Genomic DNA, 14,915 nt, shown 5'->3' on the forward strand with positions numbered 1-14,915 from the left:
GAGCGAGTCTGCGCGCGCATCCTGCGGATGCGTTTCGCTGCGGCTCGCAGTCGGATAGACAGGTCGGCAACAGGGTGTTCCCCAAGGAGTCTCCCGTGTTGCCGTCATTTTCTCCCGCTCTGCTCGCGCTCGCCGACGGCACGGTCTTTCGTGGTTACTCGATCGGCGCCCCAGGCCATACGATCGGCGAAGTCGTGTTCAACACCGCTATCACCGGCTATCAGGAAATCCTGACCGACCCGAGCTACGCGCGCCAGATCGTGACCCTCACGTATCCGCATATCGGTAACGTCGGCGTGAACGCCGAAGACGTCGAAGCTACGAAAGTCCATGCCGCCGGCCTGATCATTCGCGATCTGCCGGTTCTCGCGTCGAACTTCCGCATGGAGCGCACGCTCCCGCAATATCTGAAGGACGAAGGCGTCGTCGCGATCGCGGGTCTCGATACGCGTATGTTGACCCGCGTGCTGCGCGACAAGGGCGCGCAAAACGGCGCTATTCTCGCCGGCTCGGACGACGAAGCAAAGGCCATCGAACTCGCGCGCTCGTTCCCGGGTTTGTCGGGCATGGATCTCGCCAAGGTCGTGTCGACGAAGGAAACCTACGAGTGGACCCAGACCGAATGGCGTCTGGAAAGCGGCTACGGCAAGCAGAACGCACCGAAGTACCGCGTCGTCGCATTCGATTACGGCGTGAAGTACAACATCCTGCGCATGCTGGCCGAACGCGGCTGCCACGTCACGGTGCTGCCCGCGCAAGCTTCCGCGGCTGACGCGCTCGCGCTCAATCCTGATGGCATCTTTCTGTCGAACGGCCCGGGCGATCCGGAACCGTGCGACTACGCGATCAAGGCCACCCAGGAGTTGATCGAGCGCGGCATCCCGACTTTCGGCATCTGCCTCGGTCACCAGATCATGGGCCTCGCGGTCGGCGCGAAAACGATCAAGATGAAAACGGGTCACCACGGCGCGAACCATCCGGTGAAGGATCTGGACGACGGCCGCGTGGTCATTACGTCGCAGAACCACGGCTTCGCGGTCGATGCCGACACGTTGCCGGCCAACGCCAAGGTTACGCACGTGTCGCTGTTCGACGGCACGCTGCAAGGCTTCGCATTGACCGACAAACCGGCGTTCTGCTTCCAGGGTCACCCGGAAGCGTCGCCCGGTCCGCACGACATTGCCTATCTGTTCGACCGCTTCACCGCGTTGATGGACACGAAGAAGGCCGGCAAGAGCGCGGCGGCATAAAAAATAGCTTGTGACGCGCCTTAGCGGCGCGCGGCTCGCCACGCAAACGGCACAATCGGCGCAATCGACACAACCCGCGCAAAGCACGGCGAGCCGCACAAACACAGAGCAGAGCGCGCGCAACGCAGCAGCGACGCGCCGACGGAAAGAATTCAGGAATATTTAGCGAGAGCGTTATGCCCAAGCGGACAGACATCAAGAGCATCCTCATCATCGGCGCGGGTCCGATCATCATCGGCCAGGCGTGCGAGTTCGACTACTCGGGCGCGCAGGCGTGCAAGGCGCTGCGTGAGGAAGGCTACAAGGTCATTCTCGTCAACAGCAATCCGGCGACGATCATGACCGACCCGAACACGGCCGACGTCACCTACATCGAGCCGATCACGTGGGAAGTGGTGGAGCGCATCATCGCCAAGGAGCGCCCCGACGCGATCCTGCCGACGATGGGCGGCCAGACCGCGCTGAACTGCGCACTGGATCTTCACGCGCACGGCGTGCTGGAGAAGTACAAGGTCGAGCTGATCGGCGCGTCGCCGGAAGCGATCGACAAGGCAGAAGACCGCCAGAAGTTCAAGGACGCGATGACCAAGATCGGTCTCGGTTCGGCCAAGTCGGGCACCGCGCATTCGATGGAAGAAGCGTTGCAGGTGCAAGCTGAAATCGCTACGCAAACGGGCAGCGGCGGCTATCCGGTGGTGATCCGTCCGTCGTTCACGCTGGGCGGTTCGGGCGGCGGTATCGCGTACAACCGCGACGAATTCGAAGAGATCTGCAAGCGTGGCCTCGACCTGTCGCCCACGCGCGAACTGCTGATCGAAGAGTCGCTGCTCGGCTGGAAAGAGTACGAGATGGAAGTGGTTCGCGACAAGGCGGACAACTGCATCATCGTGTGCTCGATCGAAAACCTCGACCCGATGGGCATCCACACCGGCGACTCGATCACCGTCGCGCCGGCGCAAACGCTCACCGACAAGGAATATCAGATCCTGCGTAACGCATCGCTCGCGGTGCTGCGCGAAATCGGCGTGGACACGGGCGGTTCGAACGTGCAGTTCTCGATCAATCCGAAAGACGGCCGGATGATCGTGATCGAAATGAACCCACGTGTGTCGCGTTCGTCGGCGCTGGCTTCGAAGGCTACCGGCTTCCCGATCGCGAAGGTCGCGGCCAAGCTCGCGTGCGGCTACACGCTGGACGAGTTGAAGAACGAAATCACCGGCGGCCAGACCCCGGCGTCGTTCGAACCGACGATCGACTACGTCGTCACCAAGATCCCGCGCTTCGCGTTCGAGAAATTCCGCGAAGCCGATTCGCGCCTGACCACGCAGATGAAGTCGGTCGGCGAAGTGATGGCGATTGGCCGCACGTTCCAGGAGTCGTTCCAGAAGGCGCTGCGCGGTCTCGAAGTCGGCGTGGACGGTCTGGACGAAAAGACCGACAACCGCGACGAGATCATCCGCGAGATCGGCGAAGCCGGTCCGGATCGCATCTGGTACGTGGGCGACGCGTTCCGTATCGGCATGACAGCCGCAGAGATCTTCGAAGAAACCTCCATCGATCCGTGGTTCCTCGCGCAGATCGAACAGATCGTGCTGAAGGAAAAGGCGCTGGGCGGCCGTACGCTGGCGAGCCTGTCGAAAGAAGAACTCAAGTATCTGAAGCAGAGCGGTTTCTCGGACCGGCGTCTCGCGAAGCTGCTCGGCGCGAAGCCGGCTGAAGTGCGCCAACGCCGTATTGAGCTGAACGTGCGCCCGGTGTACAAGCGCGTCGATACCTGCGCGGCCGAGTTCGCAACGAACACCGCATACCTGTACTCGACCTACGAGGAAGAGTGCGAAGCGAACCCTACGAACAACAAGAAGATCATGGTGCTGGGCGGCGGCCCGAACCGGATCGGCCAGGGCATCGAGTTCGACTACTGCTGCGTGCACGCCGCGCTCGCGATGCGCGAAGACGGCTACGAAACGATCATGGTCAACTGCAACCCTGAAACCGTTTCGACCGACTACGACACGTCCGACCGTCTGTACTTCGAATCGCTGACGCTCGAAGACGTGCTCGAAATCGTCGACAAGGAAAAGCCGGTCGGCGTGATCGTGCAATACGGCGGCCAGACGCCGCTGAAGCTCGCGCTCGATCTCGAAGCGAACGGTGTGCCGATCGTCGGCACGTCGCCGGACATGATCGACGCCGCCGAAGACCGCGAGCGTTTCCAGAAGCTGTTGCAGGACCTCGGCTTGCGTCAACCGCCGAACCGCACCGCGCGCGCCGAAGACGAAGCATTGAAGCTCGCCGACGAAATCGGCTATCCGCTGGTGGTGCGTCCGTCCTACGTGCTGGGCGGCCGCGCAATGGAAATCGTCCACGAGCCGCGCGACCTCGAGCGCTATATGCGCGAGGCCGTGAAGGTGTCGAACGATTCGCCGGTGCTGCTCGACCGCTTCCTGAACGACGCGATCGAATGCGACGTGGATTGCATCTCGGATGGCGAGGCCGTGTTCATCGGCGGCGTGATGGAGCACATCGAACAGGCGGGCGTGCACTCGGGCGACTCGGCCTGCTCGCTGCCGCCGTATTCGTTGTCGAAGGAAACCATTGCTGAGCTGAAGCGCCAGACCGGCGCGATGGCGAAAGCGCTGAACGTGGTCGGCCTGATGAACGTGCAGTTCGCGATCCAGCAGGTGCCGCAGGCCGATGGCTCGAAGGAGGACGTCATCTACGTGCTCGAAGTGAACCCGCGCGCGTCGCGCACGGTGCCGTACGTGTCGAAGGCGACCAGCCTGCCGCTCGCGAAGATCGCGGCGCGCGCGATGGTCGGTCAAACGCTGGCGCAGCAAGGCGTGACGAAGGAAATCGATCCGCCGTACTTCAGCGTGAAGGAAGCCGTGTTCCCGTTCGTCAAGTTCCCGACGGTCGATCCGGTGCTCGGACCGGAAATGCGCTCCACGGGCGAAGTGATGGGCGTGGGCCAGACGTTCGGCGAAGCGCTGTTCAAGTCGCAACTCGCGGCGGGTTCGCGTCTGCCGGAGTCGGGCACGGTGCTGCTGACCGTGATGGACGCCGACAAGCCGAAGGCCGTCGAAGTCGCGCGCATGCTGCACGAGCTCGGCTATCCGATCGTCGCGACCAAGGGCACGGCTGCCGCGATCGAAGCGGCCGGCGTGCCGGTCAAGGTCGTCAACAAGGTGAAGGACGGCCGTCCGCACATTGTCGATATGATCAAGAACGGCGAAATCGCGCTGGTCTTCACGACCGTCGACGAAACCCGTGCGGCGATCGCCGATTCACGCTCGATCCGCATGAGCGCGCAGGCGAACAAGGTCACGTATTACACGACGATGTCCGGTGCACGGGCCGCCGTGGAAGGTTTGCGCTATTTGAAGAACCTGGAAGTCTATGATTTACAAGGCCTCCACGCTCGCCTAAACTAAGGCGTCGAATACCTGTCCGAGATGTAAGTGCCGCGGTTAAGCGGCGTTCCACAGGTGCCTTGCCCCGGGTTTTCATCCGGCGCTCTGGCCCTCGCGGAATGCACTTAACCGCGGTGATTTTTTTTACGGCTGTTTTTTGCATAGAGTTGTTTATGAGCACTGTTCCATTGACGAAGCGCGGCGCGGAAATGTTGCGCGATGAATTGCAGCGCCTGAAATCGGTTGAGCGTCCGTCGGTGATCAATTCGATCGCTGAAGCGCGTGCCCAGGGCGATCTGTCGGAAAACGCGGAATACGACGCGGCGAAGGAAAAGCAGGGTTTCGTCGAAGGTCGTATCGCCGAGATCGAATCGAAGCTGGCCGGCGCGCAGGTGATCGACCCGTCCAAGGTGGAAGCCGACGGCCGCGTGGTGTTCGGCGCGACGGTGGAACTTGAAGACCTGGATTCGGGCGCCTCGGTCAAATACCAGATCGTCGGCGACGACGAAGCGGATATCGACCACGGTCTGATCTCCATCAGCTCGCCGATCGCGCGTGCGCTGATCGGCAAGTCGGAAGGCGACGTTGCTTCGGTGCAGGCGCCGGGCGGCGTACGCGAGTACGAAATCATCGCGGTTAGCTACGTTTGAAGGCGGCTCCGGTGTCCTCGATGCCGCATCGGCTGTTCCGTCTGCTGACGGTGGTCTGGGTCGGTAGTCTGCTGACTATCGGTTACGCGGTCGCGCCGGTACTGTTCACGTCGCTCGACCGGATTTCGGCGGGCGCGGTGGCCGCGCAGCTATTTCGTATCGAGGGCTTGCTAGGCGCGGTGTGCGGTATTTTGCTGCTCGGGCTTGCCAACGTGCTGGTGCGACGCGGTAGTGACGCTTATCGGCGGCTTCGCTGGTTGATCGTCGGGATGCTGGTGTGTGTGCTGGTGGGCTATTTCGCATTGCAGCCGTTCATGAACGCACTGCGGGTGGCCGCGCTCGAAGCGGGCAGCGACGTAGGCCATTCGGCTTATGCGACGCGCTTTGGCATTCTGCACGGCGTGTCGAGTCTGTTCTATCTGATCGAAAGCCTGTTGGGCGTGGCGCTGGTGTGGAAGCTGCCGGCCGGTGCGGTTGTGGCGGTGGAGCAGGATGCTCGCGGCGCGACTGGGAAAGTGGCAGGCTGATTTCTTGCGCGTTGGGGTTTTACGCTGCTGGGGTTTTGCGCTGTGTGCGATGCCGGCTTGCCTGAAAAGGCGTTCGGGCGACGGCTTAGCTGGTTGAGTCCGGCCGTATGTTCAAACAGGTTCACGTCAAAGGTGCGGACACGGCCCGCACCTCCTGTCACCCGCTTACTTCGACGACTGATGCGCGCGCTTCGCGCTGGTTTGACGCTTCTTGGCGCGCTTGATGTTGCCGCCTTGCGTCACGCGTTCATTGCCGCGCACCACCACGGCTTTTGCCTTCGGCTTGCGCATCGGAATTTCGCTGGGCTTCACCACCGTGACCACACGCGGCGCGCGGCCTTTACCCGGTTTGGCTTCGACAGCGGCTTCGCGGGCGCTCGGCAATTCGCCGCGCCTGGTTTTCACGGCCGGTTGCGTTGCGGCTTCCGGCTTCCAGATCACCAGCAGCTTGCCGATGTGCTGGATCGGCGCCGCATTCAGCTTGTCGCAAATCTGTTCGTAGATTGCGATGCGCTCTTCGCGTTCGTCGCCGAACACGCGGATCTTGATCAGTTGATGGGCGCCAAGGTGGACCTTGATCTCGGACAGCACGGCGTCGGTCAAACCTTCGGCGCCGACGAGCACGACCGGTTTGAGCGCATGTGCCTGGGAGCGCAACTCGGCGCGTTGGTCGGAAGAGACTTTGAGGGCGGGCATGGAAAGTGGGAGACTCGACTAAAATGGCGGCACCTGCATTCCCGAGAGATTCGGGGCAATAGCGCAGGGCGGCGCGTCAGAACAACAGAATCGCGGATGACTGCCAGTTTTGGCGGTGGCCGCGCGAATTAACCGCGTATTATCCCCTAAAGCGCGTCATAACGCAGCAAGGTTTCAACGTTTAATGGCAAAAAACAAGTTCAACACAGCGTGGTTACACGATCACATCAACGACCCGTACGTCAAAATGGCGCAACGCGAGGGCTATCGCGCCCGCGCGGCCTACAAGCTGAAGGAAATCGACGAGCAGGACAAGCTGATCCGGCCAGGCCAGGTGATCGTCGACCTCGGCTCGGTGCCCGGCAGTTGGAGCCAATACGCGCGCAACAAGCTCGCGAAGGGTTCGCAACGCGACGCGGAGCGTGAAGGCGGCATCGACGGTACGATCATCGCGCTGGATCTGCTGCCGATGGAGCCGATCGCCGACGTTCATTTCCTCCAGGGCGATTTCCGCGAAGACTCGGTACTGGGTCAACTCGAAGAAATTGTCGGAGAACGGCAGGTCGACCTTGTAATTTCGGATATGGCGCCCAACCTGTCGGGAGTGGCGGTGGCGGACGCCGCGCGAATCGAGCATTTATGCGATCTCGCGCTGGAATTCTCACAAAATCATCTGAAGTCGGATGGCGCCCTTTTAGTCAAATGTTTTCATGGCAGCGGTTATAGCCAGATTGTGGAAAAGTTCAAGCGTCAGTTCAAGGTGGTGGCGGCCCGCAAGCCGAAAGCGTCGCGGGACAAGTCATCGGAAACGTTTATTTTGGGTAAGCATCTCAAGCGTCCTGCTTAAGGGCGCTGCAAGACGGTTCGGCATCTGTCGATAAAGGGGTTGGGGCGCCGGAAAGTGGCGTCGCGACTGCCCGCTACGCTATTTTCGCGGTAGTGAAACCTTATGGCAGGGGTCCGCGGACTGGATTAGAATGCTTTAGTGGTGCCGCAAGGCAAATGTAGGCGCCCGTCTAAGTGAAGGAGTGGTGCTTTGAACAACAATATGTTTTCGAAAGCAGCAGTGTGGCTGGTTATCGCACTGGTGCTGTTTACGGTGTTCAAGCAGTTCGACAAGCCCCGTGTCCAGGAAGGCGTTTCCTATTCGCAGTTCATGGACGACGCGAAAAACGGCAAAGTCAAGAACGTCATTGTCCAGGGGCGGAACCTCACGGTCACTCCAGCAGACGGCCAGAAGTACCAGATCGTGTCGCCCGGCGACATCTGGATGGTCGGCGATCTGATGAAGTACGGCGTTCAGGTGAGCGGCAAGGCTGATGACGAACCCAATGCGCTGGTATCCGCGCTGTATTACCTCGGACCGACGATCCTGATCATCGGCTTCTGGTTCTACATGATGCGACAGATGCAGGGAGGCGGGAAAGGCGGTGCGTTCTCGTTCGGTAAATCCCGTGCACGTCTGATCGACGAAAACAACAACGCAATCAATTTCACCGACGTCGCAGGTTGCGACGAAGCCAAGGAAGAAGTCTCCGAACTGGTCGACTTCCTGCGCGATCCGCAGAAGTTCCAGAAGCTGGGTGGTCGCATTCCACGCGGCGTGCTGCTGGTCGGCCCGCCGGGAACCGGTAAGACGCTGCTCGCGCGTGCTATCGCCGGTGAAGCGAAAGTGCCGTTCTTTAGCATCTCGGGTTCGGACTTCGTGGAAATGTTCGTCGGTGTCGGCGCGGCGCGTGTGCGCGACATGTTCGAGCAGGCGAAGAAGCATGCTCCGTGTATCGTGTTCATCGACGAAATCGACGCGGTTGGGCGTCATCGTGGCGCCGGCATGGGCGGCGGTAACGACGAGCGCGAACAGACGCTGAACCAGATGCTGGTCGAGATGGACGGTTTCGAAGCGAACTCGGGTGTGATCGTGATCGCCGCAACGAACCGTTCGGACGTGCTGGACAAGGCGCTGCTGCGTCCGGGCCGCTTCGACCGTCAGGTGTACGTGGGTCTGCCGGATATCCGCGGTCGCGAACACATCATGAAAGTTCACCTGCGCAAGGTGCCGATTTCGAACGACGTCGACGCAGCGGTTATTGCACGCGGCACGCCGGGCTTCTCGGGCGCCGATCTGGCGAATCTCGTGAACGAAGCAGCGCTGTTCGCAGCGCGTCGCGGCAAACGCATCGTCGAAATGAACGATTTCGAAGACGCTAAGGACAAGATCTTTATGGGCCCGGAGCGCAAGTCGGCCGTGATCCGCGAAGAGTCCAAGCGGGCTACCGCATATCACGAGTCGGGTCATGCGGTGATCGCCAAGCTGTTGCCGAAGGCCGATCCGGTGCACAAGGTCACGATCATTCCGCGCGGCCGTGCGTTGGGCGTCACGTGGCAATTGCCCGAGCATGACAACGAAACGTATTCGAAGGACTACCTGCTGGACCGCCTCGCGATCCTGTTCGGTGGCCGTGTCGCTGAAGAATTGTTCCTGAACCTGATCAGCACGGGCGCATCGGACGACTTCAACAAGGCAACGGCGACGGCCCGCGCGATGGTCGCCCGTTTCGGCATGACCGACGCACTCGGACCGATGGTTTACGTCGACGACGAAAACGACGCTACGCCGTTCGGCCGCGGTTTCACGCGGACCATTTCGGAAGCGACGCAACAGAAGGTCGACGCGGAAATCCGTCGTGTGCTGGACGAGCAATACAACCTCGCGAAGCGTCTGCTGGACGAGAACCGCGACAAGGTCGAAGCGATGACCGCCGCGCTGATGGAGTGGGAAACGATCGACGCCGATCAGATCAACGACATCATGGCAGGCCGTGCGCCGCGTTCGCCGAAGAGCTCGCCGCCTTCGGCAAGCGATGCCTCGTCGGGTGGCAGCCCGGGTACCGAGGTCAAGCCAGGCAGCGCGACAGCGCCGGCCTGATAGGCGATCAGTAGAAAGTGCGGGCCGGTGTGAATCACACCGGCCCGTTTTGCATTTATCTGTTTTTCCGAATGTCCCTGAATGTCCCGTCAAGTGCCGACAGCCGAATCTCCCTCTCTTCCCCTTCCTGAACCGCTTCAATGCGGCCGCTTCAAGCTAAGCTTTGAACGCCCGTTGGTCATGGGCATCCTGAACGTCACGCCTGATTCCTTCTCCGACGGTGGCCAATACGCGATGCGCGGCGACGCGCTGCGCCAGGCCGAGCGCATGCTGCTCGACGGCGCGGACATTATCGATATCGGTGGCGAGTCGACGCGGCCCGGCGCGCCTCCTGTGCCGCTCGACGAAGAGCTCGAACGCGTGATCCCGCTCGTCGAACAATTGCTCGGCGCGAATGTGCCGCTCTCGATCGATACGTACAAGCCGGAAGTAATGCGTCATGCATTGGCAGCCGGAGCGGACCTGATCAACGACATCTGGGGTTTCCGGATGCTTGGCGCCATCGACGCCGTACGCGACAGCGAATGTGGTCTATGTGTGATGCATATGCTCGGTGAGCCGCAGACCATGCAAGTCGGCGAGCCCGCCTATGATGATGTAGTGAGCGAAGTTCGGGACTTTCTCGAAGCGCGTGTGGCGGCGCTGAAGCAGGCGGGCATCGCTCGTGCCCGGATCAGCGTGGACCCGGGTTTCGGCTTCGGCAAGGCGGTGGTCGAGCATAACTACGCATTGCTCGCCCATCTGCCGGATACCGCGCCGCGAGCCGAACCGCCGTATCCGATTCTGGCCGGCATGTCGCGCAAGTCGATGGTGGGAGCCGTGGTGGGGCGCCCGGCAGCGGAGCGCATTGCGGGCAGTCTTGCCGCGGCGGTATGCGCGGCCGAACGGGGCGCCGCGATTTTGCGCGTACACGATGTCGCGCAAACAGTGGATGCATTGAAAGTATGGGCAGCGATGCGCGACGCGGCGAATCACAGCCGCGCGCGTGGCTGAACCCCAAGCCAAGGAGGAATATAAAAGATGGCACGTCGTTATTTCGGTACGGATGGGATTCGAGGCAAAGTCGGCGAAGGGCCGATCACGCCGGAGTTTGTTTTGCGGCTCGGCTATGCCGCCGGCAAGGTGCTGGCGGGCGCAGACCGCTGGGCGAAAACCGGGGCGCGGCCCACGGTGCTGATCGGCAAGGACACGCGGGTGTCGGGTTACATGCTTGAAGCCGCGCTCGAGGCGGGCTTCTCCGCGGCAGGTGTCGACGTAATGCTGGCCGGCCCGATGCCGACGCCGGGCATCGCGTATCTGACGCGTGCACTGCGGCTCGCGGCGGGCGTCGTGATCAGCGCGTCGCACAATCCGTACTACGACAACGGCATCAAGTTTTTCTCCGCCGACGGCAACAAGCTGCCAGATGAAGTCGAGTCGCTGATCGAAGAGCAACTGGAACAGCCGCTCGCCTGTGCGGCATCCGAACAACTCGGCAAAGCCAAGCGTCTGGACGACGCCGCCGGCCGCTACATCGAGTTCTGCAAGAGCACGTTCCCGGCGGCGTTCGACCTGCGCGGGCTCAAGCTCGTGGTCGACTGCGCGCATGGCGCCGCGTACGACGTCGCGCCGCACGTATTCCACGAACTCGGTGCCGATGTGATCCCGATCGGCGTCGCGCCGAATGGCTTCAATATCAACGACGGCGTCGGCGCCACCGCGCCGGACGCGCTGGTGCGCGCGGTTCGCGCGAACCACGCCGATCTCGGCATTGCGCTCGACGGCGACGCCGACCGTCTGCAGATCGTCGACGCGGCGGGTCGTCTGTATAACGGCGACGAGCTGCTGTATGTGCTGGTCAAGGACCGTATCGCCACCGACAACAAGGTGGAAGGCGCGGTCGGCACGCTGATGACCAACATGGCAGTCGAAGTCGCGTTGCAGGAAGCCGGTGTGAAATTCGTGCGCGCCGCGGTCGGCGACCGTTATGTGCTCGAGCAGTTGCGCGAACATGGCTGGCAATTGGGTGCTGAAGGCTCCGGCCACATTCTGTCGCTGGATCGTCATTCGACGGGCGACGGCATTGTGTCCGCGCTGCTGGTGCTGGCCGCGATGAAACGCAGCGAAAAGACGCTGGCGGACCTGCTGCACGGCGTCACGCTGTTCCCGCAGAAGCTGATCAACGTGCGCATGCAGCCGGACGCCGACTGGAAGGGCAGCGACCTGATTCGCAGCGCGATCGTCAAGGCCGAGCAGGCTTTGAAGGGTCGTGGCCGCGTGCTGATTCGCGCGTCCGGCACTGAACCGGTACTGCGTGTGATGGTCGAGGCGGAGAACGCCGATGATGCGGTGCGGCATGCCGAATCGATCGCAGAGGCTGTGAAGCAGGCTACTGCTTAATCATCATCCCGGGCTGCGGTGCGTCGACGGTAACCTCGCTGACGACGCACGATCCCTTCCTTGCGCCTTTGCGTGACGCAGACGCCTGTCTGGAAACTTCCGTAAATCGACCCTTTAATAACCCTATTCTTAATCGAAGATGGTTATTTAGGACGTCATTTTTGAAGCAATACGCCACGTTATTTCTCTGCAGGTGGAAGAATTGAATTTTTTTGCGATGTATTCTGGATTGGTCGCCATTGATCTGATATTAAAAGAAGACTCGCTGGATTTGTTCGTCGTGTAGGTTGTACGATAAACTTGTGAAGTTTCATCGATATTTTTATATGTGTCGGCAAAGCATGACGTATTTTTAATCTTGATGCTAACTATTGAGGATTTTATGTCTACTGACGTGTCCTATCCGGGTGTTTATGTTACCGAGGCTGACGGGGTTAACCTTTCGGTTTATCCGGTGGCGACCGCTGTTCCGATTTTTGCGCTCAATAACACGAGCCCTAATACCGAAGGATTATTTAATATCGCAACTAAAATTTACTCATGGGCCGACTGGTTGAACAAAAAAGGCAATAAAAACAACTTGACTTATGTGGAAGATGGGGTGATCAACCTTTATTTTGCGAATGGCGGAGGCCCTTGCTATGTCGTAAGCGTCACCACCTTGGCGGAACAAGTTCCCCTGTACGATGATATTACGCTGATCGCAAGCGCGGGACAGGACATCTCGACGCAAGTCGCCACGTTGTGCCAGGACGGGAATAGTCTTTTCGCTATTCTCGATGGACCAGAAACCGAAATAACTTCAGCTTATAATCCAGGCGATTCGTTCGCGGCCAATCCTTATGCTGCGGTATATTATCCTTGGTTCAATCTCAGCTGGGCAAATAAAGACATTCCGCCTAGCGGTGCAATCGCCGGAATATATTGTTCTACGGATCGAACTCGAGGCGTCTGGAAATCGCCTGCGAATGTCGCAATACAGGGCGGGGCTGTCCTGAAGTATTCGGTTACTGACGATCTGCAAGGTCAATTCAACTCAGGAATGGCGATTAACATGATTCGCGCTCTTGATTCGCGCGGACCGGCCGTTTGGGGAGCCCGGACACTGGATGATTCTGACAACTGGCGATATATCTGCGTGCGGCGTTTGTTCAATAGTGCGGAAAAAGACATTAAGACAGCACTGCGACCTATGGTCTTTGAACCTAACAATGCGCCTACATGGGAAAAAGTAAGAAGCGCCATTGGCAATTATCTGCATCAGTTGTGGCGGCGGGGCGCGCTGGTCGGCGCAACCGAAGCACAAGCTTATTTTGTCGACATCGGCGAGGGAACTACGATGTCTGCAGATGATGTTGCCCTAGGAAAAATGATCGTCAGGGTAGGTATGGCAGCGGTTCGCCCAGCGGAGTTTGTTATTCTGGAGTTCACTCAGGATGTGGCGGGCGCCTGAGCTTCGTCTGCTTACCGAAGCCGATTTTGACCTTTAATAGACAATGTCCTCTTTTATTTCTTCCGCAGTCGAAAAAAATTTTATTTGTTCGTCGCGCGGCTATAAGGCTACGTCAGCCAGTTTAGTCTTTGCTACGATTGAATGGAAACTGGCTGGTTATCGAAGCCCGAAGCTTTGCGCAATTTTTAAAAATTACCATGTGAATATTGTTGGCCTGGGGGATTTTTTCTATCTTTTACGGTGACGCATCGTCGAGGGAAGGGGGGATTATGTCTGCAGTGCCTACATATCCGGGTGTTTATATTTCGGAGCAGGACGGGGCTGTCATTTCTGTCAATTCGGCAGCTACCTGTGTTCCCATTTTTGCGGTCGGAGGCGCCGACAGCAATACGAAAGATTTATTTGACACAGCCACCAGAATTTATTCATGGCTGGATTGGCTCAATAAGAAGGGCGACAAAACTAAGCTTGATTATCTTGAAGACAAGGTGCTCCGGTCATACTTCGAAAATGGTGGCGGCCCTTGTTACGTAGTGGCCGTCGCTTCCATGGCGACACAAGTTCCAGATTTCGCTGATATTACCTTGCTCGTGGCCTCCGGTTTGGACATATCCAAAGCGGTGCGTACGCTGTGCGTTGACGGAAGCGGTCTATTCGCCATTCTCGATGGACCTCAAACACAAATTACCTCGACTTACGACCCCAGCACTTCGTACACCGCCAATCCCGATGCGGCGGTCTATTACCCGTGGATTTTGACAAGTTGGTCCACAGACCCTGTTCCGCCGAGCGGTGCAATCGCGGGCGTATATTGTTCCACCGACCGGACTCGAGGCGTGTGGAAAGCGCCGGCCAATGTCGCGTTAAAAGGGGGCGTGCAGCCTGAGTTTTTAGTCAGCGACGATCTTCAAAGCCATTTCAACACCGGATTGGCGATCAACATGATCCGTAATCTTGATTCACGCGGAGCTGTCGTGTGGGGAGCGCGAACGCTACAAGGTTCAGATGCTTACTGGCAATATATTTCTGTGCGCCGTCTCTTCAATAGTGCACAGAAAGATATTCAGGCCGCCATGAATAGCTGGGTTACCCAACCAAATTATCAGCCCACATGGGCAAAGGTCGGAGCCGCGATTAGCAACTATCTATATGGCTTGTGGCAACGTGGGGCGTTGGTCGGCAAAACAGAAGCAGAAGCGTATTTCGTCGACATCGGCACGGACACCATGACCCAAGCTGACATCGATGCGGGGAAGCTGATTGCCAAGGTGGGGATGGCGGCTGTTCGTCCTGCAGAGTTTATTTTCCTCAAGTTCACGTCGGCCGTGAATCAAACCTGATCCCACTGTCAGTTCGCGCTTGAACCCGTTTGCTCGCGGTCCGTCCTGCTCCGGTCATGGGTAGAGTAGGATGACCCGCACGCAGCGCGACCTGCCGCGTACACCCTCGCGTTCTTCCCACCTCCCCACGCCGACATTTTTCCGCGCTAGTCTTACGAACGGCGCGCAAACGTGGTTGAGCCCGCGTTTTTCCCTTCCCTCCACGCCTTTCACCCCGTAATCCCTTTGTCACATCCGTTTCACGGTTAGTCACGTTACTGTCACAAAGAGACCCTAAGCTTCGC

Annotated in this window: 11 protein-coding genes; 10 read left to right on the forward strand and 1 reads right to left on the reverse strand. The window is 59.4% G+C overall.

From position 1 onward, the window contains the following. Positions 1 to 95 precede the first annotated feature (95 nt). From carA to PQQ51_RS07505, 4 genes are all read left to right on the forward strand, one after another. Positions 96 to 1,250 (forward strand): glutamine-hydrolyzing carbamoyl-phosphate synthase small subunit, encoded by a 1,155-nt coding sequence (gene carA / locus PQQ51_RS07490; RefSeq protein ID WP_408496136.1) that lies wholly within the window; start codon positions 96 to 98, stop codon positions 1,248 to 1,250. Positions 1,251 to 1,426: 176 nt separating this feature from the next. Then, positions 1,427 to 4,681 carry a carbamoyl-phosphate synthase large subunit gene (gene carB, locus PQQ51_RS07495; protein WP_408496138.1) on the forward strand — a complete coding sequence of 1,085 codons (3,255 nt, stop codon included), beginning with the start codon at positions 1,427 to 1,429 and terminating at the stop codon, positions 4,679 to 4,681. A 152-nt stretch (positions 4,682 to 4,833) separates the two neighbouring features. Next, positions 4,834 to 5,310 (forward strand): transcription elongation factor GreA, encoded by a 477-nt coding sequence (gene greA / locus PQQ51_RS07500; protein ID WP_408496139.1) that lies wholly within the window; start codon positions 4,834 to 4,836, stop codon positions 5,308 to 5,310. 20 nt (positions 5,311 to 5,330) lie between these two features. Continuing rightward, positions 5,331 to 5,837: a DUF4149 domain-containing protein gene (locus PQQ51_RS07505; RefSeq protein WP_408496340.1), complete on the forward strand. Its 507-nt coding sequence runs from the start codon at positions 5,331 to 5,333 to the stop codon at positions 5,835 to 5,837. A gap of 165 nt (positions 5,838 to 6,002) precedes the next feature. Here the strand turns inward: PQQ51_RS07505 and PQQ51_RS07510 are convergent, their stop codons facing one another. After that, complete coding sequence (locus tag PQQ51_RS07510) at positions 6,003 to 6,533, reverse strand: YhbY family RNA-binding protein (protein ID WP_408496141.1); 531 nt, start codon at positions 6,531 to 6,533, stop codon at positions 6,003 to 6,005. Positions 6,534 to 6,717: 184 nt separating this feature from the next. On the opposite strand from PQQ51_RS07510, the gene PQQ51_RS07515 reads away from it, so the two are divergent. The 6 genes from PQQ51_RS07515 (at position 6,718) to PQQ51_RS07540 (ending at position 14,631) form a co-directional block, all read left to right on the forward strand. Beyond that, positions 6,718 to 7,380, forward strand: coding sequence for an RlmE family RNA methyltransferase (locus tag PQQ51_RS07515; RefSeq protein WP_408496341.1), 663 nt, complete (start codon positions 6,718 to 6,720; stop codon positions 7,378 to 7,380). A gap of 189 nt (positions 7,381 to 7,569) precedes the next feature. After that, a complete protein-coding gene (gene ftsH, locus PQQ51_RS07520) occupies positions 7,570 to 9,459 on the forward strand; it encodes an ATP-dependent zinc metalloprotease FtsH (protein ID WP_408496143.1) in 1,890 nt (629 codons plus the stop codon). Positions 9,460 to 9,540: 81 nt separating this feature from the next. After that, on the forward strand, positions 9,541 to 10,452 hold the full coding sequence (folP, locus tag PQQ51_RS07525) for a dihydropteroate synthase (protein WP_408496145.1): 912 nt from the start codon (positions 9,541 to 9,543) through the stop codon (positions 10,450 to 10,452). Between the two features lie 27 nt (positions 10,453 to 10,479). Beyond that, positions 10,480 to 11,838 (forward strand): phosphoglucosamine mutase, encoded by a 1,359-nt coding sequence (gene glmM, locus PQQ51_RS07530; RefSeq protein WP_408496146.1) that lies wholly within the window; start codon positions 10,480 to 10,482, stop codon positions 11,836 to 11,838. A gap of 382 nt (positions 11,839 to 12,220) precedes the next feature. After that, the gene (locus PQQ51_RS07535; RefSeq protein ID WP_408496147.1) at positions 12,221 to 13,291 is read left to right on the forward strand and encodes a phage tail sheath family protein; all 1,071 of its coding nucleotides are present in this window, start codon (positions 12,221 to 12,223) and stop codon (positions 13,289 to 13,291) included. Positions 13,292 to 13,560: 269 nt separating this feature from the next. Continuing rightward, positions 13,561 to 14,631 carry a phage tail sheath family protein gene (locus tag PQQ51_RS07540; RefSeq protein WP_408496148.1) on the forward strand — a complete coding sequence of 357 codons (1,071 nt, stop codon included), beginning with the start codon at positions 13,561 to 13,563 and terminating at the stop codon, positions 14,629 to 14,631. The last annotated feature ends 284 nt before the right edge of the window (positions 14,632 to 14,915 follow it).

Origin of the sequence: Paraburkholderia xenovorans, from assembly GCF_046030735.1 — a bacterium.
Lineage (GTDB): Bacteria > Pseudomonadota > Gammaproteobacteria > Burkholderiales > Burkholderiaceae > Paraburkholderia > Paraburkholderia xenovorans_A.

Excerpts from the sequence above, each read along its gene's own strand:
- carB (WP_408496138.1), top strand. The coding sequence starts at position 1,427 with ATGCCCAAGCGGACAGACATCAAGAGCATCCTCATCATCGGCGCGGGT.
- greA (WP_408496139.1), top strand. The coding sequence starts at position 4,834 with ATGAGCACTGTTCCATTGACGAAGCGCGGCGCGGAAATGTTGCGCGAT.
- PQQ51_RS07505 (WP_408496340.1), top strand. The coding sequence starts at position 5,331 with ATGCCGCATCGGCTGTTCCGTCTGCTGACGGTGGTCTGGGTCGGTAGT.
- PQQ51_RS07510 (WP_408496141.1), bottom strand. The coding sequence starts at position 6,533 with ATGCCCGCCCTCAAAGTCTCTTCCGACCAACGCGCCGAGTTGCGCTCC.
- PQQ51_RS07515 (WP_408496341.1), top strand. The coding sequence starts at position 6,718 with ATGGCAAAAAACAAGTTCAACACAGCGTGGTTACACGATCACATCAAC.
- folP (WP_408496145.1), top strand. The coding sequence starts at position 9,541 with ATGTCCCGTCAAGTGCCGACAGCCGAATCTCCCTCTCTTCCCCTTCCT.
- glmM (WP_408496146.1), top strand. The coding sequence starts at position 10,480 with ATGGCACGTCGTTATTTCGGTACGGATGGGATTCGAGGCAAAGTCGGC.
- PQQ51_RS07535 (WP_408496147.1), top strand. The coding sequence starts at position 12,221 with ATGTCTACTGACGTGTCCTATCCGGGTGTTTATGTTACCGAGGCTGAC.
- PQQ51_RS07540 (WP_408496148.1), top strand. The coding sequence starts at position 13,561 with ATGTCTGCAGTGCCTACATATCCGGGTGTTTATATTTCGGAGCAGGAC.